Source organism: Arthrobacter sp. UYEF20, assembly GCF_040546335.1.
In the GTDB taxonomy this organism is placed as follows: domain Bacteria; phylum Actinomycetota; class Actinomycetes; order Actinomycetales; family Micrococcaceae; genus Arthrobacter.
On the sequence record NZ_JBEPNP010000005.1, the window covers coordinates 254040 to 275843 of the forward strand.

The window sequence follows — 21804 nt, forward strand, 5'->3', positions numbered from 1 at the left end:
AACATTCGGTTCAGACCCCGGCGATGTACCGCACTGCGTCGAGATACGGCATGTTCACGGCGGCGTCGGCGACGGCGCGGACGGCCGGTTTGGCGTTGAATGCGACGCCGATCCCGGCGGCCCCGAGCATGTCCAGATCATTGGCGCCGTCGCCCACCGCGATGGTGTGCTCCAGCGGGATGCCTTCCGCGGCGGCCCATTCACGCAGGTACTTTTCCTTGGCCGCCCGGTCGATCACGTCGCCGAGCACCTTTCCCGTCAGCGCGCCGTCCACGATTTCCAGTTCGTTGGCGATCCAGTAGTCCAGCCCCAGGCCTTCCGCGATGGGCTGCAGGATCTGGTTGAACCCGCCGGACACCACCGCCACGACGTGGCCGGCGGCCTTGAAGGCGGCCACCAGTTCCGCCGCGCCGTCGCTGAGTTTCACTTCGGCCCGGACCGAATCGACGACGTCGGCCGGCAGTCCGGCGAGCACCGCCACCCGGGCGTGCAGGCTCTGGGCAAAGTCCAGTTCGCCGCGCATGGCGGCCTCGGTGACTGCCGTGACTTCTTCGCGTTTTCCGGCGTGGGCTGCCAGGAGTTCAATGACCTCCTGCTGGATCAGGGTGGAGTCCACATCCATGATCAGGAACTTCCGCGGGGCATTCCGGAGCGAGGCCGGCACGATCGCCGTATCCACGCCCTCGATTGCGCCGGCCGCCACCCGGCGGAGTTCCGCGAGCTCCGCGGCCGTCCCGGACTCCAGTGAGCAGTCCGCCGAGTACACCTCGAAGCGGCCGTCCCCGGTGCGGCTTTCCGCGTCGACGCTCACGCCGGCTGCGGTGAGCGCGGCCCGGAGGCGCTGCACGTCGGAAAGGCGCAATTTCGGGGCATAGCTGACCGCAGTCACGTTCGAACTCATGGCTGCAATCCTAGCCAGCGCCCGGCCGGCGCCCGAATTCGTTTCGCTGCGGCGACTTCCCTGAATGGAGATGTTCCACACCTTCGCGGACGTGAAAACCGCCGAGGACCTGAAGCTCCCCATCCCGGCCCTTGCCGCGCGGGACGGGGACGGGCTGCGGCAGCCGAACATGCTGGCCGTGGAACCCGGCCCTGAACTGCGCGGGTATATCCAGGACATCGGTCAGCGGGTGGACCGCATCCAGCAACGGCTGGTGGACTCCGAGGAAGACAACATGCTCAAAGTCTCCTCGGACGGCCGCAAAGCCGCCCTGGACATGAGACTTGTGGACCCCGCGCTGTTCCAGGGCGGGCCCACCAAGATCAGCGCCACCGCGGACCTGCTGGCCGGCGTGTACGAGGAACACAAGGACCGCATCTACACTGACCCGGCGAACCGGCGAACCGGCGAACCGGACCCGGTGCCCGGTGCGCTGCAGCTGGTCTTCTGCGACTTCGGCACACCCTCGGAGAAGTGGAACGTCTACGGCGAACTCAAAGACCAGCTACGCCGCCGGGGCGTACCCGAACACCTGGTCCGGTTCATCCACGAAGCCAAAAACGACACCGAGAAGGGCCGGCTCTTCGCCGCCGCCCGCTCCGGGCAGATCGCCGTGCTGGTCGGGTCGACCTCGAAAATGGGCGTCGGCACGAACATTCAAAAGCGAGCCGTGCACCTGGTGGACCTGGACGCCCCCTGGCGGCCGGCCGACGTCGAGCAACGCCACGGCCGCATCCTGCGCCAGGGCAACCAGAACCCCGAGGTCCGCATCTCCCAGGTCGTGACGAAGGAATCCTTCGACTCCTTCATGTGGCAAGGGCTTGAAAGGAAGTCCCGGTTTATTAACCAGATCATGCGCGGCCGCCTGGACGTGCGCGAAATCGAGGACATCGGGGACAACACCCTGAACTTCGCCCAGGCCAAAGCCATCACCAGCGGCAACCCTCTCGTGCTGGAAAAAGCCGTCGCGGACCAGGAACTGGCCCGCCTGAGCCGGCTGGACCGGGCCTACCACCGCAACATGGTCGCTGTCGCCCACACCAAACGCGGCGAACAATCGGCGGCCGACGCCGCCGCCCAGGACCTGCCCTGATCCAGGCAGCAGCGGCGCACACCGTAGACACCAGCGCGGACGCCTTCACCGCCCGCATCGACGGCAGGACTCTGGACAACCGGGGAGACGCCGCCGAAGCGCTCCGCGCGTGGGCCGGGCGGCACGGTCACCGGCTCATGAACCTCTACGGCCATGACGAGCTCGGCACCATCGCACACCTTGGCGGCCACGAACTCCGCGCCCGCCTCATGCCAGCCCGGGACCTTGACCGGGCCACCGTCGAAGTGCGCATCGAAGGAGTGCCCAGGGCAACCACACACATCGCCCGCAGGAGCCTGCTCTCCGCTGATATCGGCACCATCCGGCAGCTCGAAAACAGGGTTTCCTCACTGCCCAAGCTGGCGGCCGACGTCGAAGGACGACGCCAGGAAGCCCGCGTCGAACAGGCAGAGAAGGCCCTCGCGGAACCCTTCAAGCACGCCGACGCCCTCAAAGCCGCCCAGGGGGAATCCGCACGCATCGACCGGCTCATGGCCGACGCCGCAAAACCAGAGGAACAGCCACAGGCCGAACCCGCAGCCGAGACCGACCCACGGCTGGAAAAGATGGAACGACTGCAAAGAGCGTCATTCCCTCAACAGCCGGTCACGGCGGCCGCCACGACCACAATCGCCCGGCAGCGGACACCCGAACAGCGCCGGCAACAAGCCGAGTACGGGCGCTGAATCATCTCCCGGCACACGGAAGCCCTGCATAGCCAAAAAGCTATGCAGGGCTATACCGCGGGGGCTGTGCCGTTAGGGAGTGCAAGGAGTCAGTACTATCAATTTGATATCAGGCCAGTATCACAACGGTATTAGGCCGCAACCAACGACGCCTTAGTGCGTCGAGGAGTCCAGCGCCGGTTCCGCGTAATTCCGGGAATCATCCTGTTCGGTTGTCTTGGCGGTGTAGGTGAAGATTCCGGCGAACAATGAACAGGCAGCAAACAGCAGGAAGCTCCAGACTGCGCTTCCTCCGACGATGTAGCCGATGATTACGGGGCCAACGATTGCCCCGATTCTTCCCCATCCCAGCGTGGCGCCCAGCGCCCTCGCGCGGAGCCAGAGCGGGTAGGTCTGGTCCACCGTTGTGTTGATGGCGATGAGTCCGCCCTGGGCAACGCCACCGGCCAGGAACGTAAGCGCGAGTAGGACGGGCTGCGAGGGAGAGGTCAGCATTACGGCTAGGACAACGGCTCCCACCGCGTAAATCCCCAAGACGGCTTTACGTCCGTCCATCCGGTCGGCTATCAGGGCGAAAAGAAGCGACCCGATGGCCGCGCCGGCGAACATCGTCACCTGGAATGTCAGAGACGATCCAAGGTCAAACCCGCTGCTGCGCATGATTTCCGGTAGCCACGTACCCAGCCCATACCACAGCAGCAGGCCCAGAAGCGTCGCGGTGATGAACAGGACGGTCATGCGCCGGCGGCGTCCATACAAGCCTGAAGACCTCGCGGCTAGTTGTTCCAGGGGTACCGTCGCCGCCTTCGTGTCGGGTAGAACCAGCCAGGACACAATGATGGCCAGGACAACCAACGGCGCCGGTACCAGGAACATCATCTCGGCACCGATGATCGGGATGAGCCATTTTGAGAGCAGGGCAGCGAGCATGCCGCCAAGGGGAACAGCGGTGAACATGGCCGCGTAGGTGAGCGTCCGCCGCTTAACGGGGGCAACGCTCAAAGTCAGGGTCGTGCAGACCGGGAGGACGCCGCCGAGACCAACACCCATGAAAACCCGCAGTAGCGCCAGCATCCCTGCATTGTCCACAAAGGCGCAGAGGGAGCCGAAGACGCCGAACAGGAGCAAGCACCCGACGACAACTGCACGGCGTGAGTACTTCATGGTTAGACCGCTGGCGCCCAAGGCACCCAGCAACATTCCGACGAAGGCTGCACCGCCTACGTAGCCGGCATTCTGGGGCGTAAGATCCCATCCCGGATCGCGCAGAAGAACGGGCAGCACTGAACCGTACACCGATTGATCGTAGCCTTCGAGGATGACGACAAGGGCGCAGGCAGCGATGACAGCCGTGCTGGATCGGGATCTGTGAGTTTCTCGGCTTGGGGCTTGAGATAACACGGTATTGCTTCTTTCTGGAGGGCCCTTCATCACTGGACTTCAGACTTGTGATGGGGGCGATGCCCGTTCTGAATCAGGGCGCGGCTGATGGCGGGATGACGCTGTAGCGGGATTGACCTGCAATCGCAGGTTGCCACGGCCTAGCGGTGGACCAGTCCTCCGTTGACGGAGATGGTCTGGCCCGTGATGTAGCTGCTGTCATCAGAGAGGAGGAAAGCGGCAAGGCTGGTCATGTCGTCGGGACCGGCTGTGCGGTGCAGAGCCTGGCGAGCCATCATTGCCTCTTTCTGGGGCGCGGAGACGGTGTCCCGTGATACTTCTGTGTAGACCGGCCCCGGTGACAGGGTATTGACCCTGATGCCGAATTCGCCCAGCTCATGGGACATGGAGAAGGTCATGCCTGCTACCCCGCCCTTGCTTGCGACGTAATGCAGATAGCCCTGTCGTCCCATCGCGACGGCATCGGATCCGATGTTGATGATGCTCGCCCCGGCTGAGGCACGCAGCAGCGGCAGGAGTGCAGTGGTCAGCAGCCAGGGGCCCTTGAGGTTGACGTCCATGAGCCGGTCCCATTCGTCTGTGGATATTTCCCAGAACGGCTTCATGGTGATGGTCGAGAAGATGGCGGCGTTGTTGACGAGGCCGTCGACGCGGCCGAATTCCTTGGTCAGCGACTCGGCAAGTTCAGCGCAGCTGTTGGCTGAGGCGACGTCGATTGCGTGGGCGATGGCTTTTCCTTGGTTGCCGTTCTCGTTGAGGGCCGCTGCTGCCTTTTCTACGCTGTCCGTCGCACGGTCGGCGAGGACGACCGTTGCGCCTTCGTCCACTAGCCGGCGCGCGTAGGCCAGACCGATGCCTTGTGCCGCGCCGGTTACGACGATGACCTTGCTGGCCAAATCTGTGTAGCTCATGAAAGCATCCATTCCCTGTATGTTTTTTCGTCTGCGGGGGCAATCTCCGTGGAGAGGCATACGAGGCAGCCGGGGCAGAAGCTCTGCCTGATGACGATCGGTCGGTCGGTGAAGAGTGCCGGGTCCGCCTTCACGCCAGGGCCGGCGGCGCTTGAAGGGCGTTCATTCCGGATTGCGCGGGTCATGGGCGCTTGGACCGAGTCGCCGACCGTGGCCCCGCAGTGGCGGCATCCGACGGTGCCTGCATCGGTCACTTCCAGGTTCGTATCGATGTTCATGCCGGTGCTCCAGTCTTTGCTTCGTGATGGGACAAGCCGGCGCGTTCGAGCCGAAGTGTTTGCCGTTGGCGGGTGGTGGCGTCAAAGTCAACGGTGCCGGTTTCGTCGACGGTCACGCCGTAGACTCCGATGGCGGCCCGTTGTGAGACCTTGCCCTTGAGCACGTCGGCTGCCACATACTCCGGTTCGCGCAGCAGCGGGTCGCCGAGGCCGCCGCCGCCCTGCCAGTGTGTGTAGTACACGTCCCGGACGCCCAGATCGGTCTCCAGGTGCGGCGGCACCGTGTGGGCTTCACCTCCAAGGTCTTCCAGGGATGAAGGCATTTCACCGGCTTTGAGTTGCTCCAGAACATGGGATCCGCGCACGAGAACGTCGTACTGGGTGGCCGCGGGGTATCCGCCGGCCAGGCCCGGCGCCTGGGGCACCGCCTTGCCGGGGGCTGAGACAACCATATGGACCGCTCCGACTGGTGAGTCGTGGGGGATGAAGCAGCTTGAGCCACCTACACCGCCGCGGTATTTGCCTGGTCCGCCGGAGTCTTCTTCTTCGCGGCGCCAGAGGTACAGAATCGGGAAGCTGAACTCGTTGATTTCGACGTCCGCGACCCTGCCCATGGGGATGCAGTTCACGCCGCCGGTGTCGACACCGTCGCCGTCGACCTTGGCGCCCAGACCCCCGGCCATCGCGTCGCAGAGCATGGTGACAAAGCCGCCGCCGCGTTGGTCGACGCCTGCGAGAACGGTAAGGTCCCAGGATCCGCAGCACACGCTCATCAGGTGTTCGGAATGCTGCGGGTGCGTGGAGAGCATGCCGGCGATTGTTTCGGAGACTGCGTTTTGAGTCGACCAGGCGGAGGCGACCGAACCCTTTCCGATTCCCGCGGGGAAGGTGCAGTTGTTGATGGTGCCGGGTTCGCTGATGATCTCGATGGTGCGATAGATCCCGCCGGGTGCCCACGGGATGTCCGGGCAGAGCATGGTCAGCATCACCGGCATGATCCCCCCGCGCAGGCCGGCCAGCGTGCAGTTGATGATGCCCTCTACCTGCGGATCGGTGCCGGTGAAGTCGAAAATCAGCCGGTCACCCGTCTTGGTCATGTTCAGGACGATCTTGTAGACGTTCCGGTCTCCGGCGCGCCCGCCGTCCTGGTGGGCCACGGCGCCCCAGGTGCCGTCCGGGAGATCCAGGAGTTTGGCGCGGAGCCTTGACTCGGCATCATTCATCATGCGTTTCATGACGGCTTTGACGGTGTCGGGCCCGTATTTGTTGATGAGCGCGGTCAGCCGGTCGTGTGCGACGTTGTTGGCCCCGATCTTGGCGCGCAGATCCAATGCCACGAGTTTGGGGACGCGGGAGCGGCGCAGGTAGACGTCTTCGACATCGGCGCGGACGGCTCCGTTTTCGACGATCTTGACCGGCGGTGTGGGCAACGACTCCCAGAACACATCCATGCCGTCGACCGACCAGCTGCCCGGAGAGACGCCGCCGAGGTCGACCTGGTGCGCCACTGCGCCGGTCCAGCCGAAGAGCTCGCCGTCGTGGAAGAGCGGTGCGAGGACCGTGACGTCGTTCTGGTGCAGACCGCCGCCGACCCAGGGATCGTTGCACAGGAACATGTCGCCGGGCTTGATGCCCGGGTTGGCGCTGCGGTTCTCCAGCGTCCACTTCGCTGCCATGTCCAGTGAGGCTGCCAGCTGCATGTTGTACAGGCCGACCTGGACGGTGTCTCCGGCCTCGTCCATGATGGCGGCACCGAAGTCGTTGCAGTCGGTCACGACGACCGATCCGCTCATCCGCTTGATCGCATCGCCCATCTCCTCGGTGATGGCCGCCAGGCGGTGGCGTACGACTTCGTAGGTGAGGGGATCCAGGCCGTCCACGGTCGCGTCGTCGACGATGTGGAGGCGCAGCGAGCCGACGCTGCGCTGATCGGCGCGGAGCGGGGCGGGCTGAAGTGCGAACTTTTCAGACCCGGAAATGGGAACGATAGGCATGATCAGTTCTCCTTGTCAGTTGTCGAAGCGGTGGCGTAGCGGATGACGAGATTGCCCAGACGGTCGACGGTTGCGGTCGTGCCTCGTGGCAGGGCAACCGTGGTGGTCGCTGCTTCCACGACGGCCGGTCCGGAGATTTCGTGGCTCGCGCCCAGATCGCGGTAGTCGTAGATGGCGGCCGGTTCGAGGCCGTTGACGATGTCCAGGAAAACGTCCCGTGTCCCTGTTGGCGCCGGCGGAGTGTTCAGGACCGGATGTTCGGGAAGTTCCGGCCGGATGTGCAGTGAGCCGACGGCCCGGACCCGGTACGTGATGACCTGCAGTCCGGCGTCGCGGAAGCCGGAGCCCTTTCCGTAGATGTTTTCGTAGAGCTGTTCGAACCGTTCCCCGACCGCTCCGATCTGGCCTGCGTCAAGGGTCCCGGAGGGGACGGGCGTTGAGACCTCGGCCATCTGCATCGTGTATCGGATGTCGGCCTCTCGTTCGTAGTGGATTTCGGAGAATTCCAGCCCCTGGTCGATCAGGCGTAAGCGGAGCTCCTCCTCGAGCCCGGCGAACGTTTCGTTGACGAGGTCGACATCCGGCGGGAAATTGTGCGGCTGCGAGCGTTCAATGGTCAGAACGATGTCCGACGCGGCGAGGCCGTAGGCGGAGAACACCGCCGCGGTCGAGCCCAGGGGAACCACGACTTCCTTGACGCCAAGGTCTGCCGAGTAGCTGGCGGCATGGACCGGTCCCGCTCCACCAAAGGAGTACAGGACGAAGTCTCGGGGATCCTGACCGGAGTTGACCACGACCTTGCGGACGAGGTCTGCGGTCTGGGCATTTTGAATGGCATAGATGGCCTGGGCCGCGTCGGTCACCGACAGGCCCAGCGGCTCCGCGATGTGCTTCCGGATGGCCTCGGCCGAGAGCTCCCTGTCCAGCTTCTTACGGCCGCCGAGGAAGTTGTTCGGGTTGACGATGCCGAGCACCACGTCCGCATCCGTGACGGTCGGTTCGAATCCGCCTTCGCCGTAGCAGGCCGGTCCGGGCCGTGCGCCGGCGCTGCGGGGCCCGACGCGGAGGTTGCCGCCGGCGTCGACCCAGGCAATCGCCCCGCCGCCTGCACCGATCGTGTGCACGTCCACCATGGGGGTGCTGATGGTGTACTGGTTCAGGACGGTGCTCGTTGTCGAGACGGGCTTGCCGTCCGAAACCAGCCCGACCAGGAACGTGGTGCCGCCCATGTCGGTGGAGATGACGTTCCGGTGTCCCAGGGCTGCAGCCATACGGGTACAGCCGACGATGCCGCCGGTGAGGACCGAGCCGATCGTGGATACGGCGTGTTTGGGTGCCTCGTGCGAGGACACGCAGCCGCCGGATCCCTGCATGACGAGCAGGGAACCTGCGAACCCGCGGTTTTTCAGTTCTTGTTCGAGGGGGCGCAGGTAGGCGCCCAGCCTTGGACCGACTTGGGTGTTCATGATGGTGGTCGCGCTGCGGGCGTACTCGCGGATCCGGGGGCTGACCTCGCTGGAGAGCGCAACGTACATGTCGGGCTGTTCCTCGTGGACGATTTCGCGGATCCGCAGTTCGTGCGCGGGATTGCGGAAGGACCAGAGCAGGGAGACGGCAATGGCTTCGACACCGTCGGAGAGCATCTGACGGACAGCTGTCCGGACTCCGGACTCGTCCAGGGGAACGAGCACCTCACCCTTGTAGTCAATCCGTTCGTTGATCTCATGTATCTGCTCGGAGGGAACAAGTGGTGCCGGCTTGGCCGTTCGCGCCATGTCCTGGACCTCGTCGGTACCCAGACCCGCGTACCGTCCCTCCAGGTTCATGATCGAAATCGAATCGCCGTGACCCTGGGTGGTCAGGAATCCGACCTTGGCGACGTCTCCGGTCACGAGCGCGTTCAGCGTCGAGGTCGTCCCGTGCACGATGTAGTCGGTGTCGCCCAGGAGCTGGGACGTCGTCAAATCCAGTTCCACCGCAAGATCGTCGATGGAGTTGAGGAACCCCTGAGCGAAATCCGGTGGTGTTGAAGGCGTCTTGGCTGCCGCGATCCTGTCCTGGTGGTCGGCGACAAAAGCGTCGGTGAAGGTTCCGCCGGTGTCGATGCCGATGACATATGTCATGTGAATTCTCCCGAAACGATAGATGAATGCCGTGAACTCAGTCACGGCGAAGGGTGATCAGGTGTAGCTGTACTGGTGCTGGCGCCGCTGCGCCGGCCTGCAGGCGAAGCCCGGAGGGTGCTCTGCCGCGGGGGTCTGGTGCAGGGTTACAGCATGATGTTTACGGTCTTAAGCTCGGTGTAGCTCAGCAGTTCTTCGATGCTTTCTTCACGGCCTATTCCAGAAGCCTTGTACCCGCCGTAGGGGACATTCGGGAAGTGGCGGGAGGATCCGTTGATCCACGTGAATCCCGCTTCCAGTTCACCTATGACGCGGTGCGCGCGGGTGATATTTTCGGTCCAGACGCTGGCCGTCAGGCCATATTCAACGCTGTTGGCGATTGCAATGGCTTCTTCCTCGGTGCGGAAAGTCATGATGGACAGCACCGGGCCGAAGACTTCTTCGCGGGCTATCCGGGTTTCCGGGCCCACGTCAGCGAGAACGGTGGGGGAGACATAGAAGCCCCGTTCGAACCCGTCTGGCCGGCCCCCGCCCGTCAGTACGGTCGCACCCTCGGACTTTGCGATGTCGATGAAGTCGAGTGCTTTTTGGTACTGGGCGCGGGAAATCATCGTGCCTTGGTCGCATGTTTCGTCCAGCGGGTTGCCGATCGTGAGCGCGTTGACGATCCTGACCACCTTGGCGGTCACCTCATCGGCCACGCTCTCGTGCAGGAGGAGCCGGGAATTTGACCCGCAGGATTGCCCTGACCAGGTGAAGTTCATTCCGGCGACGGCGCCGGCAGCGGCCTTGTCCAGATCGGCGTCGGGGAAGACCAGCATGGCGTTCTTTCCGCCGAGTTCGAGTGTGACCTCCTTGACGCCCGCCTCTGCGGCGTCGCGCTGGATCGCCCGGCCCGTGGCCTCGCTGCCGATAAAACCGATCCGGCGCACCTTCGGATGCCGTACGATCGCACGCGGGACCTCGGGGCCGTTGCCGACCAGAATGGACAGGACGCCCTCGGGAAATACGTCAGCAGCGAGCTCTCCCAGGCGCAGGGAAGACAGTGGTGCGACGTCGGGGGCTTTGAGGATCACACAGTTTCCCGCGACGAGCGGTGCAGCAACCTTGCAGGCAAACATCAGCGGGTGGTTGAAGGGCACGATGCGTGCCACGATCCCGATGGGCTCACGGAGGGTCATATGGATGTTGCTGCTGGCAGGAATGGTCGTCCCCTTCATCTCCAGGGCAAACGATGCGAACATCCGCAGGTTAGCTACCGCCATGGCAACGTCGTTGCGGGCATTGTTGATGGGAGAACCCGCATCTATCGCGTCCAGGAGAGCAAGTTCTTCCGCATGTGCCTCGATGGCGTCGGCAAGGCGCTGCACCACGGCCGCGCGATCGGCCGGTATTGTCCTGCGCCAGGCCTTTCTCGCCGCTTCTGCGGCAGTGACGGCCGCTTCCACGTCATCAGTTCCGGCGTCCGGAACCTGCGCGATTACAGTTTCGGTCACCGGGCTCAGAACCTCATATGAGGCGCCGGACAGGGCTGGAACCAGCCGGCCGCCGACCAGAAGCCGGAATTGGCGGTTGAGCACGGCCTCAACTTTGGACGGTATCAATTCGTCTGTGTGTGTTGTCATCATCATTGATGGAGCCTTTCCAAATTATTTCCCTCCACGGTGGCCTTCGTCGGCAGAACGTGCAGGGAGTGTTTCAGCGCGATATTCTGCGCTACAACAGATGAGATTGGTGGCCGGAGTTCCCTCGCCATTGCTTCGTCAACCTGTGTTTCAACGCTATGTGACCGCAACCACAGGGGCTCTATGATTCTTCTATGAAGAACAAACCGCCGTATGCTCTGTCCTCGGTGGATAACGCGCTGGTGCTTCTGCACCTGCTGCGCGACCAGGGTCAGCTGGGTGTCACAGAGGCCGCTGAGACTCTGGGCGTGGTGCGGTCGACCGCCCACCGGCTGCTTTCCATGCTCGTCTACCGCGACTTCGCCATTCGCGATGAGTCACACAAGTACCGACCCGGCCCGTCACTCTTCGTATCGGCTGTTGAGCACAGGCCCACGTCGGAACTGACCAGAATCATGTTGCCCCACATGCACGCATTGCGTGACCGCAACGATGAGTCTGTCCAGTTGTCCATCCGCAGCGGACGGTGGACACGGTTCATCGCGACCGTCGAATGCACGCAATATCTTCGGGTCGGTGACCGCCGGGGAACTGCGTTGCCTGCACGTGCCGCCTCGGGAGGCAGGGCGATGCTGGCAGAACTAACCGACCAGCAGCTGCGCGACCTCTACTACGTCGGCGAAGAGGCCGGCGCGGCACCGGACGATGAGGCCCGACTTTCGCAGGGGGAGTGGAACGCGCTGGCCCACTCACTGGCACTGATACGGATGAAGGGATATGCCGTCAGCCTCCCGGACACGGAACCTGGGGTACGAGCTGTGAGTGTGGCCCTGCACAACGAGATCGGGGACGCGGTGGGTGCCCTCTCCATCGCGGGGCCCACGAGCCGCATGAACAGCGGAACGATCGAGAAGTTGGGCGCCGATTTGTTGGCCGTCGCCCAACGGGCCACCACCGGCCTTTCCGGGTATCGGGAGACTTGAGCCGCGGAAGTCTGACTCACAGGAAGGCTCCGCCCTGATCTGTTCCTCATAGAAGAATCCTCTCGAATAGAAGAAGCGGGCGGCGCATTCTTGATCGAAGCAAAGTGCAGCCTGACAGACAGCGGCCGACGGTAGAAGCCAACTCACTGAGGAGAAACTGGAAGATGAACAGCGGAACTGCAATGAAGCAGGAAAACACGAGCCGGGCCGTGCAGCTGGCCGACCTCGTTGACGCCAATCACATATTGTTCGACCAGGGCGTACTGGACGCGTTCGGTCATGTCAGCACACGCGTCGCGGACAGGCCCGACAGGTTTCTTCTGTCCCGAAACCTCGCCCCGGCCCTCGTCAGTGAAGACGACATCCTCGAGTTCAATCTCGACGGCGAAACCCTGGATCCGCGACCGGTATACCTGGAACGCTTCATCCACGGCGAAATCTACAAGGCCCGTCCTGACGTGCTGGCCATCGTCCACAGCCACTCACCGGCCGTGGTTCCATTTAGCGTCGTAGACACCCCGCTGCGGGCAGTTATGCACATGGCCGGCTTCCTCGCCAAGCCAACACCGGTATTCGAAATCCGGGACGTAATCGGCGACGCATCAGATCTGCTCATTCGAACGGCCGAATCCGGCCACGCCCTGGCGACGTCCCTGGCACAATCACCCGTCCTGCTGATGCGTGGCCACGGTTCAGTGGCCGTCGGAACATCACTCAAGGATGCCGTCTACCGCGCCATCTACACCGAAATCAATGCCAAGACCCAAGCAGACGCGCTCCGTCTGGGATCCTGCACATATCTCACGGAGGAAGAAGGGCAGGCTACTGTCTCGACCATGAGGTCCCAGATCGAACGAGCTTGGGGAATCTGGCGAGCGGGGGCCCGTACGCGAGTGCAATTCGCGAACGGGTAGTCCGGGCCCGGAACCCGGGAACTAGAACAGTGTGCATCGCTGCTTGCTAGTTTTCTTGGAAACGAAGGATTTCGAGAATAGGTTGATTCGAGAATCGTTGGGTGTGGAGTTCGGCGCTTCGTGGCGGCGTTCTGTAACCGCTCGATGTCGCAGTTGTCGGCGGCAGCTGCCGTCTTGCATGGCATGGGATACGAGGCACAAAGGTTTCGAGACACGAAGTCGGATTAGGAGAAGGAGTCGCCCGCCCGCACGGGCAGAAGATTTCAGCCGGCAGTCGGCTCCTCGTCGTTGGCGACAGCCTCGATCCAATCCACAGCGTCGTCGGAAAGCTGGGGACCGTCTGCTGATTCGCCAGCCCACCACTCAGAATCGGTCGTGCCGCCCGTAACGGCCATGATGTCGGCGATTACATTCGGCGGCAGCGGCTCGCCGTTGTGCTTAATGAGCCAGTCGCGTGTTTCCGCATCGACCAGCGGCCACCACTCGGGGATGTTCATCAACGCAGTATTGCACCGACGAAGTCGTGCGTACAGACTCCGCCGTGGGACGAACTCCGGCGGAGTCACCGGTTAACGAGCGCAGCTTCCCCCGTTAGCGACGCCCCAGAGGTGTCCCGTTAGGGATCCCTCACCGGGACACGGGATCAGTTCGATGCGCTGAACCTGTCCAGGATCGCGACAAGGCGCTCAAGGGTCGTCGCCGGCGCCGTGCGTGTCGGCCTCAGCGATGTCGAACGTGGAGTGGGGGAGTTTCTGTGCGATCTCGTAGGCAGGCCGCGACGGCGAGGCAATATCCAGGCGCGCACGAATGAAGTAGACAGGAAGGTGTGCAATGTGGTCGACGCGACTGGTGATCGCGTCGCGGGAAGTTGAGCCGCAGGCAGCAGACGTGCTTAAACCACGACGGCGGCATCAGGGTTCCGTGGGAACAGAACCCGGGTGCCGCCGTCGGATGCTACTTCAATGGGTGGGGCGGGGGAGCTATTTGCCGTCCTTGCCGGCACCGGGAGCCGGACGGTTGGCGACCAGCGGGTACGGTCCGGTGAAACCGTCACGCACCGCGGCGAGCTCCAAAATCCGGTCGCGGCAGAGGCGCCAGCCCAGCATCAGAGCGGGAATCACCACCACCAGTGACGCGATGGTCCAGGTACCCACGGGGGAATCGAAGGCCATCAGCACCAGCACCGCGGCCAGGAACGCGAGCGTGACCCAACCGGTCACCGGGGAGCCGGGCATCCGGAAGGCCGGGCGCAGCAGTTCGCCGCGTTTGGAGAGCTTGACGAGTTGCATCTGGCATAGGACGATCATGCCCCATGTGCTGATAATGCCCAGCGAAGCAATGTTCAGGACGATCTCGAACGCCTCGGCAGGAACCACCGCGTTCAGCACCACACCCAGGCAGGCCACGGCAGCGGTCAGGGCGATGCCGCCGTAGGGGACGCCGGCCTTGTTCATCCGGCCGGCGAACTTCGGGGCGGAGCCGGTGACGGACATGGAGCGCATGATGCGGCCCGTGGAATAGAGGCCGGCATTCAGCGAGGAAAGGGCGGCCGTGAGGACCACCAGGTTCATGATGGCGTCCACACCCTCAACACCGATGGAACCGAAGAACGTGACGAACGGGCTTTCGCCGGCCTTGTACGAGGTATACGGGAGCAACAGCGAGAGCAGGATCAGGGAACCGACGTAGAAGACCGCGATACGGACGATGACAGTGTTGATGGCCTTGGGCATGATCTTTTCCGGGTTTTCGGTTTCGCCGGCCGCGGTGCCGATGAGCTCGATCGAGGCGTAGGCGAACACCACGCCCTGCATCACCACGATCGCGGGCAACAGGCCGTTGGGGAAGAGGCCGCCGTTGTCAGCGATGAGGGTGAATCCGACTTGCTGGCCTGCCACCGGGGTGCCGAAGATGACGAAGTAGATGCCCACCAGCAGGAAGGTCACGAGGGCCACGACCTTGATCAGGGCGAACCAGAATTCAAGTTCGCCGAACACCTTGACGGAGATGAGGTTCAGGCCGAGGACCAGGATGAGGGCCGCCAGTGCCCAGGTCCACTGCGGCACGTCGGCGATGGGGGCCCAGTACTTTTTGAAGAAGTTCATGTAGAGCGCGACGGCGGTGATGTCCACGATCGCCGTCATGGCCCAGTTCAGCCAGTACAGCCAGCCGGTGACGAAGGCGGCTTTCTCGCCGAAGAATTCGCGGGCGTAGGAGACGAACGAGCCTGACGAGGGCCGGTGCATCACCAGTTCGCCGAGTGCGCGGAGGATCATGAATGCGAAGAAGCCGCAGACGGCGTAGCTGATGATCAGGGCGGGGCCGGCCGTGGCGAGCCGGCCGCCGGCGCCCATGAACAGGCCGGTGCCGATCGCGCCGCCGATGGCGATCATCTGGACCTGGCGGGGTTTGAGGCCCTTGTGGTAGCCCTCGTCCTCCCGGTGCAGGGTGGCTTCGGAGGCGTGCGCGTGCGCTGGAATGGTGTGGTCGGAGATGGCCGCTTGTTGCTGGTCGACCACTGGGGGGTTTGTCACGGGGAGTCCTTTATCTCTTGGGGTGGGGACTATCAGGTGAAGCAGTTACTACTTGGTGAGGTTTGCCAGGCGCTGTGGGCTGAGGAGGTCCTGGAGCTGGGTGTGGGTGAGGAGTCCGTGTTCGAGGACGAGTTCGGCGACTCCTTTGCCGGTGGCGAGGGCTTCCTGGGCGATGGCGGTGGCGGTGGTGTAGCCGAGCTGGGGGTTCAGCGCGGTGACCAGGCCGATGGATTGTTCCACGGTCTGGCGGAGGTGTTCGGTGTTGGCGGTGATGCCCCGGATGCAGCGGGCGGTGAGGGTGCGGCAGGCGGCTTCCAGGTGGGAGATGCTCTTGTGGAGGCTGTGGACGATGATGGGTTCGAAGGCGTTGAGCTGGAGCTGCCCGGCTTCGGCGGCCATGGTGATGGTGACGTCGTTGCCGATGACTTCGTAGGCGACCTGGGAGACGACTTCCGGGATGACCGGGTTGATTTTGCCGGGCATGATGGAGGAGCCGGACTGGACGGCGGGGAGGTTGATTTCGCCGAAGCCGGCGCGGGGGCCGGAGGAGAGCAGGCGCAGGTCGTTGCAGATTTTGGAGAGTTTCACGGCGACGCGTTTGAGGACGCCGGAGAGGTGCACGAAGGCGCCGACGTCCTGGGTGGCTTCGATGAGGTCGACGGCGGTGACCAGGGGCAGGCCGGTGATCTCGGCCAGGTGCCGGCAGGCGGCTTCGGCGTAGCCGGCGGGTGCGTTCAGGCCGGTGCCGATGGCGGTGGCGCCGAGGTTGATTTCGTGGATGAGGGCTTCGGCCTCGGCGAGGCGGAGCCGGTCCTCACCGATAGTCACGGCGTAGGCGCCGAATTCCTGGCCCAGGGTCATGGGGACGGCGTCCTGGAGCTGGGTGCGGCCCATTTTCACCACGGTGCGGAATTCGGTGGCTTTCGCGGCGCAGGCCTCTTCGAGTTCCTTCAGCGCGGCGAGGAGCTCCTTGATCCCGAAGATCGTCGCCAGGTTCACGGCGGTCGGGTAGACATCGTTGGTGGACTGGGAGAGGTTGACGTGGTCGTTGGGGTGCAGGCGGGCGTAGTCGCCCCTGGGGTGGCCCAGGATTTCCAGGGCGCGGTTGGCGATGACCTCGTTGGCGTTCATGTTCGAGGACGTCCCGGCGCCGCCCTGGATCACGTCGACAACGAACTGGCTGCTGAGCTTCCCGTCCATGACGTCCTGGCAGGCCCGTTCGATGGCGGTGGCGCGGTCGGCGCCGAGGAGTCCGAGCTCGTGGTTGGTGCGCGCGGCTGCTTGTTTCACGGCGGCCAGTCCACGCACCAGGTGCATGTTCGAGGCCAGGGGCTGGCCGGTGATGGGGAAGTTCTCCACCGCGCGCAGGGTGTGGACGCCCCAGTACGCTCCGGCGGGGACATCACGGTCACCGAGCAGGTCGTGCTCGGAACGGGTGGCGGCCAAGGAGCCGGCAGCCTCTATGGTGGTCGTGTCGGTCGTGGTCATGGGGGTCCTCACGGGGCTTCGTTGACGGGTTTGGACAGAAAATCTGTAGCCTGCAGCAGGCCAACCTGACGCCCGCCGCCCAGGACGGGCGCGGTGCCGATGCCGGACAGCGGCCCGGTGTCCACACCGAGCGCCTCGAGCACTCTCACGGTGACGGGCATCCGGGCGCGGTCGCCGCCGTCGGAAATCTTGACCGCTACGGCGCGGCCGTCCGGCAGGCCCACCAGCTGGATGCCCTCAAAGCCGTCCTTCGCCACTGCGCCAGGGAGCAGGCGCATCAGTTCGGTGACGTCCCGGCGTTCGCCGGCCACCATGTCAGGGTGCCGCTGCATGGCCAATCCGACGGCGGCTTCCGCGCACGGCGGGGCGGTCCCGCCGTGGGGGGTTCTGCTGGCACCGGTGCCGGGTGCAGTGCTGCTTGCTGCGGCGATGCGCCCGAAGGCGCGGGCCATACCGCGGAGGGTCAGGGCGAAGAGCGGGGTGCCGCAGCCGTCCGTGCTCAGGCCCAGCGGCTCCTCGCCTGTGAGTTCGGTGACCGTGCGGGCCACGAGCTGCTGCAGCGGGTGGGTCGGATCCAGGTAGCCCTCGACCGGCCAGCCGTTGATGATGCACGTGGCGGCCATGGAGGCGTGTTTGCCGGAGCAGTTCTGGGCCAGATGTGTAGTGTCGCCGCCGGACCGGACCCATTCCTCGCGCTCGGTGACGCCATAGGGAAGGTCCGTGCTGTTCTGGAGGTCGCCGGGGGTGAGGCCGTGCATTTCGAGGATCCGCAGGGCGCCGTCGCGGTGCTTTGCTGCGCCGGAGTGGCTGGCAGCGGTCAGCGCCAGGAGGTCTGCCGGCAGCTCCAGCCCGGCCCGGACCAGGGCCACGGCCTGCAGCGGCTTGAGTGAGGACCGCGGGTAGAAGGGGGCCAAGGGATTGCCGGCTGATGCCAGGGTGGACCCGTCCGGTGCCGTGGCAATAACCGACCCGTAATGGACGCTTTCCGCCAGGCCGTCGCGGCTCGCCACGGCCAGGGCCGCGTGCTGCGGGAGCTGTTCAGCCACATACGGTGCGGTGCCGAGGGCAGCGGTCCGGGCAGCGGGAAAGGCAGGGGTAGGCATAGCGTCCTTGGGTGCGGTTACTTGTTCAGGATGGAATCGAGCGCGGCGCCCACGGCGCGCAGGTGTTCGGCCATCGCCGCCCTGGCATCTTCGGCGGAGCCGGCCTCGACGGCGGCGAGGATCTGCTGGTGTTCCACGTCAGAGGCCTGCTGCCGGTCCGCCACCATGTTCAGGGTCTCAGACTGGAAGGCCAGCGCACCCCGGATATCCGCCACAACGCTGGCGAACACCTTGTTGCCGCTCGCGCGGGCGATGGTGGCGTGGAAGCTGGAGTCCAAGGCCACCCAGGACTCGGGGTCCGTTTCCGTGGTCATGGCTTCCACGACGTGCCGGAGTGTTTCCAGTTCTTCGTCGCTGCGGCGTAGGGCGGCCAGGCCGGCCGCCGGTACCTCGATATGCGGGCGCGCTTCGGTGAGGTCCCGCGCCGAATACTGCCCGAGCGTGAGGTCGTTAGCCACCTTGTTGGCGACCACAAAAGTACCCTTCCCGGTCTTGGTGACGGTGAGGCCCAAGGCGGTGCAGGAGCGGAGCGCTTCCCGGATGACCGAGCGACTGACGCTGAACTGCTGGGCGAGCATGGCCTCGGAACTGAGCTTGGCGCCGACGGCAACCTCGCCGGACTCAATGTCGGAGCGAAGAGCGTTGAACACGGCTTCTGCAGCGCTGAGCCGGGCCAAGGGCCGGGCCAGTCCCTGGCGCGCGAAGACTGCGGCGGGTTGGTCGGCGGACTCTGCAGGCTGTCCTGCTGTCCTGCTGTCTGACAGGTTCACGCTTAAAATATGGCACGGGTCACACCCGCTGTCAACGTGTGCGGATCATTTCTTCCGCAGTGCATCTTTGCATCCCAACTCGGGCCGACAGTGCGGAGGAAGCAACTGACCAGCCCGTAAGCCGGTCCCCCACCGGCCAGCTCGCCACCTTCCTGCCTTCCCTTTGAGAAAGCCGTTATGCAGGCTCACTCTGATTCCCCCTATAACCCGCCCGCAAAACTGCCCGCATGCCCTAATCACCACACTCCCGGTCGTCTCACAACCCATGCGTTTCGAGGCAGTGAGGTTGCGAGACAGGTGCAAGCTCAAGGTAAGACCCGCCCTAGCCCGCATCATCGTGCCAATTCGCGATCTGAAGAAGAGGTTGCTTCGGGATGCAGAACCGCTCTGAGCTGCGCCGCCGCTTGCTCGCCGAAAGGTACGAGGATGTCCAAGAGATCTCGATAAGCCGTCGCGTCGAGTAGATCGGATGGAATCTCGGGCGCATTGGAACTTGGTTTGAATCGATCTCGTAGAGGAAGATCGGGGAGCGACGGTTCAAGGAATGCCATGTACGACGTAAAGAGAGCCCCCAAGTCAAAGTATCTCTCTCGCAATTCCAGATATTCGGCTTTCGCCGGTTCGCCCAGTTGATCGAACTCGCGCGGGAGGAGAGGCTCTACCAACGTCATGAGATCGTCGAGCCGCTTCGTCACCTCAGGGCGAAGGTCAAGTCCATTTGCGTGGTGTAACGGGGTTGCTGCGTGATTCTTGGGTTGGTTAGGCGCTGAGCGCCAGTTCGGGGTTGGTGTCCTCCTGTTCTGTCGTGGTTGCGGGCGTGGTCCCGACGGTTTGTGATTGTTGGATGAGCTCGAGGCTGAGGTAGCGGCGGGCTTCCATCCATTCATCGTGCTGTTCGGCCAGCACGGCGCCGACGAGCCGGATCAGCGCGGTGCGGTCGGGGAAGATCCCGACCACGTCGGTGCGGCGGCGGATTTCCCGGTTGAGGCGTTCCTGCGGATTGTTGGACCAGACCTGCCGCCAGAGGCCTTTCGGGAAGGGCGTGAACGCGAGGATGTCCTCGCGGGCGGCTTCGAGGTGATCCGCGACGCGGGGCAGCTTCTCAGTCAGGGCATCCAGGACCCGGTCGAACTGGGCCTGCACGCCGGCGGCATCGGGCTGGTCGTAGACCGAGTGCAGCAGGGTTTTCACCCACGGCCAGGACGCCTTCGGCGTAGCGGCCATCAGGTTCGCTGCGTAGTGGGTGCGGCAGCGCTGCCAGGCGGCCCCGGGCAGGGCAGCGCCGATCGTGGTGCCCGTCCGGGAGTGCGGCGAGCTGGATCCATGAGACGAGGTTGAAGGCCAGTGCGGCGATGTTTGCCCAGGCCTGGTTCGCGGCGAAGTCGAAGAACGGCAGCTTGCCCAGGCCGGTGTTTTTCAGGGTTTTGATCCTGTTCTCACACCGGCCCCGGGCGCGGTGCCGGGCGTCCAGGAATGGGCCGTGCCAGCGTGGGGAGTTGGTCAGGAACGCGGTGATCCGGTGCCCGTCGACATCGAGGAGGGTCGGCTGCGCGCCGGGGTGCAGCGGCTCGGCGCGCAGGAACAGGTTCGTGCCGGGCGGGTAATCGGTGAGCGGAATGATGTCGGTGGCGTTGATGACCCACGCATCGGTCCGGTCGTTTCCGGACTGGTCAAGGGCCGGCTGCCAATGCTGTTTGTCGGTGATCCAGTCGATCATGTGTGCCTTGCCGAACGGGAGTGTGTAACTGGTGGAGAATTGCACGCCGAGGCTGTGCAGGTGCCAGAGGAACTTCCGGGAGGCGCCGGCACTGTCGGTGCGGACCAGGACCTTCTCTCCGGCCAGGGCCCCGGTCTCGTTGTAGAACCCGTCGGGCAGTTGGGCTGCGGCCGTGTGGAAGACCCGGATGTGGTCTTCGGCGCTGTTCGCTCCCGCGTTGCCCGGCCGCAGCACGGCGGCGAGGATCTCCCCGGAACCGTTGCCGCCGCCGTAATCGACGCTGGCGATGAAGGGGGCGAACCCGTAGCCACCCTTGTAGGTTCCGGCGACGTTTTCCTTATCCGAGTGCGAGGTCACCAGGGTCGCGTCGAGGTCGATGATCAGCGGGTCCGCTGCCGTCGAGGACAGTGCCGGGTTCCGGTCCCCGGCGGCGTTCCAGGCCCGGGTGCGCAGCTGGCGGGTGAGGGTCTCGAATCCGTAGCTGAACAGCTCCGGGTTGGTCACGGTGCGTTCGAAGAACCGGGAGACGGTCGCGTTCGAGGGCAGCTGGCCAAAGACCCCGGGTGAGGAACGCAGGATGTCCAGGTCCGAGGCATGTTCGCCTCCGGCAGCGAGCATCGCTGCCAGGGAACCGAGGAGTTTGCCCGAACGATGCCGGGCGCCTGAGGGAACAAACTGGCCGAGCCTGTCCTCGCACAGCCTGCCGAAACCCAGGGCGTCCATGAAGCCGGTGAGCACCGAAACCCCGGCGTGGGAGATCAACGACTGGCCGGTGAAACTGACCGGAAAGGACGGAAAAACAGCGGTAGACTTCTGCATCGAAAGGGTGCTCCCTCGCTCGGCAAATAACGGTCTCGACAACCACTATTTTCCCAGTTCAGAGCACCCTTTCCCTGATTAACACGCCATCCCGACGGACCCGCCATGAAAACCTTGGGTTAGTGATTGGGTTTCCCTGATTTGGCAGCAATTTTGATCTTGGGCACGTCGATTCCGCCGTGACCTGCGGCCGTATGGTTTTGTGAGACAGCTTGTTAGGAGCCCTTCTTCACAATGACCGACCGTAAGAGGTATAGCCAGAAGTACAAGGACGACGCCGTGGAGCTCGTGATTTCCTCGGGCCGTCCGATCGCCCAGGTCGCGCCGGACATCGGCGTGAACGAGGGCACTCTGGGGACCTGGGTGCGCAAATACCGTGAGGACCATCCCGATCGGTTCCTCACCGAGGAGAAGGCAGCCGTGCC

General features: G+C 64.2%; 18 protein-coding genes and 1 pseudogene. 5 read left to right on the forward strand and 14 right to left on the reverse strand.

Annotated features, from left to right (window positions below; translation table 11 throughout):
- Positions 1–10: 10 nt before the first annotated feature.
- Positions 11–901 carry a phosphoserine phosphatase SerB gene (gene serB / locus ABIB26_RS08470; RefSeq protein WP_354241335.1) on the reverse strand — a complete coding sequence of 297 codons (891 nt, stop codon included), beginning with the start codon at positions 899–901 and terminating at the stop codon, positions 11–13.
- Positions 902–965: 64 nt separating this feature from the next.
- On the opposite strand from serB, the gene ABIB26_RS08475 reads away from it, so the two are divergent.
- Together ABIB26_RS08475 and ABIB26_RS08480 are read left to right on the forward strand one after the other, a co-directional pair.
- Positions 966–2033 carry a helicase-related protein gene (locus ABIB26_RS08475; protein ID WP_354241337.1) on the forward strand — a complete coding sequence of 356 codons (1068 nt, stop codon included), beginning with the start codon at positions 966–968 and terminating at the stop codon, positions 2031–2033.
- 137 nt (positions 2034–2170) lie between these two features.
- Positions 2171–2719: a hypothetical protein gene (locus ABIB26_RS08480; protein WP_354241339.1), complete on the forward strand. Its 549-nt coding sequence runs from the start codon at positions 2171–2173 to the stop codon at positions 2717–2719.
- A 153-nt stretch (positions 2720–2872) separates the two neighbouring features.
- Here ABIB26_RS08480 and ABIB26_RS08485 read toward each other — a convergent pair whose 3' ends face one another.
- From ABIB26_RS08485 to ABIB26_RS08505, 5 genes are all read right to left on the reverse strand, one after another.
- Positions 2873–4150 carry an MFS transporter gene (locus ABIB26_RS08485; RefSeq protein WP_354241341.1) on the reverse strand — a complete coding sequence of 426 codons (1278 nt, stop codon included), beginning with the start codon at positions 4148–4150 and terminating at the stop codon, positions 2873–2875.
- 110 nt (positions 4151–4260) lie between these two features.
- On the reverse strand, positions 4261–5031 hold the full coding sequence (locus ABIB26_RS08490; RefSeq protein WP_354241343.1) for an SDR family NAD(P)-dependent oxidoreductase: 771 nt from the start codon (positions 5029–5031) through the stop codon (positions 4261–4263).
- Between the two features lie 274 nt (positions 5032–5305).
- On the reverse strand, positions 5306–7303 hold the full coding sequence (locus tag ABIB26_RS08495; RefSeq protein ID WP_354241345.1) for a hydantoinase B/oxoprolinase family protein: 1998 nt from the start codon (positions 7301–7303) through the stop codon (positions 5306–5308).
- 2 nt (positions 7304–7305) lie between these two features.
- Positions 7306–9426: a hydantoinase/oxoprolinase family protein gene (locus tag ABIB26_RS08500; protein WP_354241347.1), complete on the reverse strand. Its 2121-nt coding sequence runs from the start codon at positions 9424–9426 to the stop codon at positions 7306–7308.
- Between the two features lie 146 nt (positions 9427–9572).
- A complete protein-coding gene (locus tag ABIB26_RS08505; protein ID WP_354241349.1) occupies positions 9573–11057 on the reverse strand; it encodes an aldehyde dehydrogenase family protein in 1485 nt (494 codons plus the stop codon).
- A 188-nt stretch (positions 11058–11245) separates the two neighbouring features.
- Here ABIB26_RS08505 and ABIB26_RS08510 point away from each other — a divergent pair, with 188 nt between their 5' ends.
- Together ABIB26_RS08510 and ABIB26_RS08515 are read left to right on the forward strand one after the other, a co-directional pair.
- Positions 11246–12034 (forward strand): IclR family transcriptional regulator, encoded by a 789-nt coding sequence (locus tag ABIB26_RS08510; protein ID WP_354241350.1) that lies wholly within the window; start codon positions 11246–11248, stop codon positions 12032–12034.
- A 164-nt stretch (positions 12035–12198) separates the two neighbouring features.
- Positions 12199–12948, forward strand: coding sequence for a class II aldolase/adducin family protein (locus ABIB26_RS08515; RefSeq protein ID WP_354241352.1), 750 nt, complete (start codon positions 12199–12201; stop codon positions 12946–12948).
- Positions 12949–13211: 263 nt separating this feature from the next.
- Here ABIB26_RS08515 and ABIB26_RS08520 read toward each other — a convergent pair whose 3' ends face one another.
- From ABIB26_RS08520 to ABIB26_RS08555, 8 genes and pseudogenes are all read right to left on the reverse strand, one after another.
- The gene (locus ABIB26_RS08520; RefSeq protein ID WP_354241354.1) at positions 13212–13445 is read right to left on the reverse strand and encodes a hypothetical protein; all 234 of its coding nucleotides are present in this window, start codon (positions 13443–13445) and stop codon (positions 13212–13214) included.
- Positions 13446–13928: 483 nt separating this feature from the next.
- Positions 13929–15443: an amino acid permease gene (locus tag ABIB26_RS08525; protein WP_354241390.1), complete on the reverse strand. Its 1515-nt coding sequence runs from the start codon at positions 15441–15443 to the stop codon at positions 13929–13931.
- 87 nt (positions 15444–15530) lie between these two features.
- Positions 15531–16970, reverse strand: coding sequence for an aspartate ammonia-lyase (locus tag ABIB26_RS08530; RefSeq protein ID WP_354241356.1), 1440 nt, complete (start codon positions 16968–16970; stop codon positions 15531–15533).
- 8 nt (positions 16971–16978) lie between these two features.
- Entirely contained in the window at positions 16979–18073 is a 1095-nt protein-coding gene (locus tag ABIB26_RS08535; protein WP_354241357.1) for an asparaginase, read from the reverse strand.
- 17 nt (positions 18074–18090) lie between these two features.
- Positions 18091–18843, reverse strand: coding sequence for a FadR/GntR family transcriptional regulator (locus ABIB26_RS08540; RefSeq protein WP_502913639.1), 753 nt, complete (start codon positions 18841–18843; stop codon positions 18091–18093).
- Positions 18844–19175: 332 nt separating this feature from the next.
- Positions 19176–19514, reverse strand: coding sequence for a hypothetical protein (locus tag ABIB26_RS08545; RefSeq protein WP_354241359.1), 339 nt, complete (start codon positions 19512–19514; stop codon positions 19176–19178).
- 88 nt (positions 19515–19602) lie between these two features.
- On the reverse strand, positions 19603–20130 hold the full coding sequence (locus ABIB26_RS08550) for a transposase (protein ID WP_354241394.1): 528 nt from the start codon (positions 20128–20130) through the stop codon (positions 19603–19605).
- Between the two features lie 4 nt (positions 20131–20134).
- Positions 20135–21379: pseudogene (locus ABIB26_RS08555) on the reverse strand (IS1380 family transposase); the annotation flags it as partial.
- A gap of 234 nt (positions 21380–21613) precedes the next feature.
- Between ABIB26_RS08555 and ABIB26_RS08560 the strand changes: the two are divergent.
- Positions 21614–21804 (forward strand): transposase (locus tag ABIB26_RS08560; RefSeq protein ID WP_354241361.1); only part of this gene is annotated, 191 nt, incomplete at its 3' end.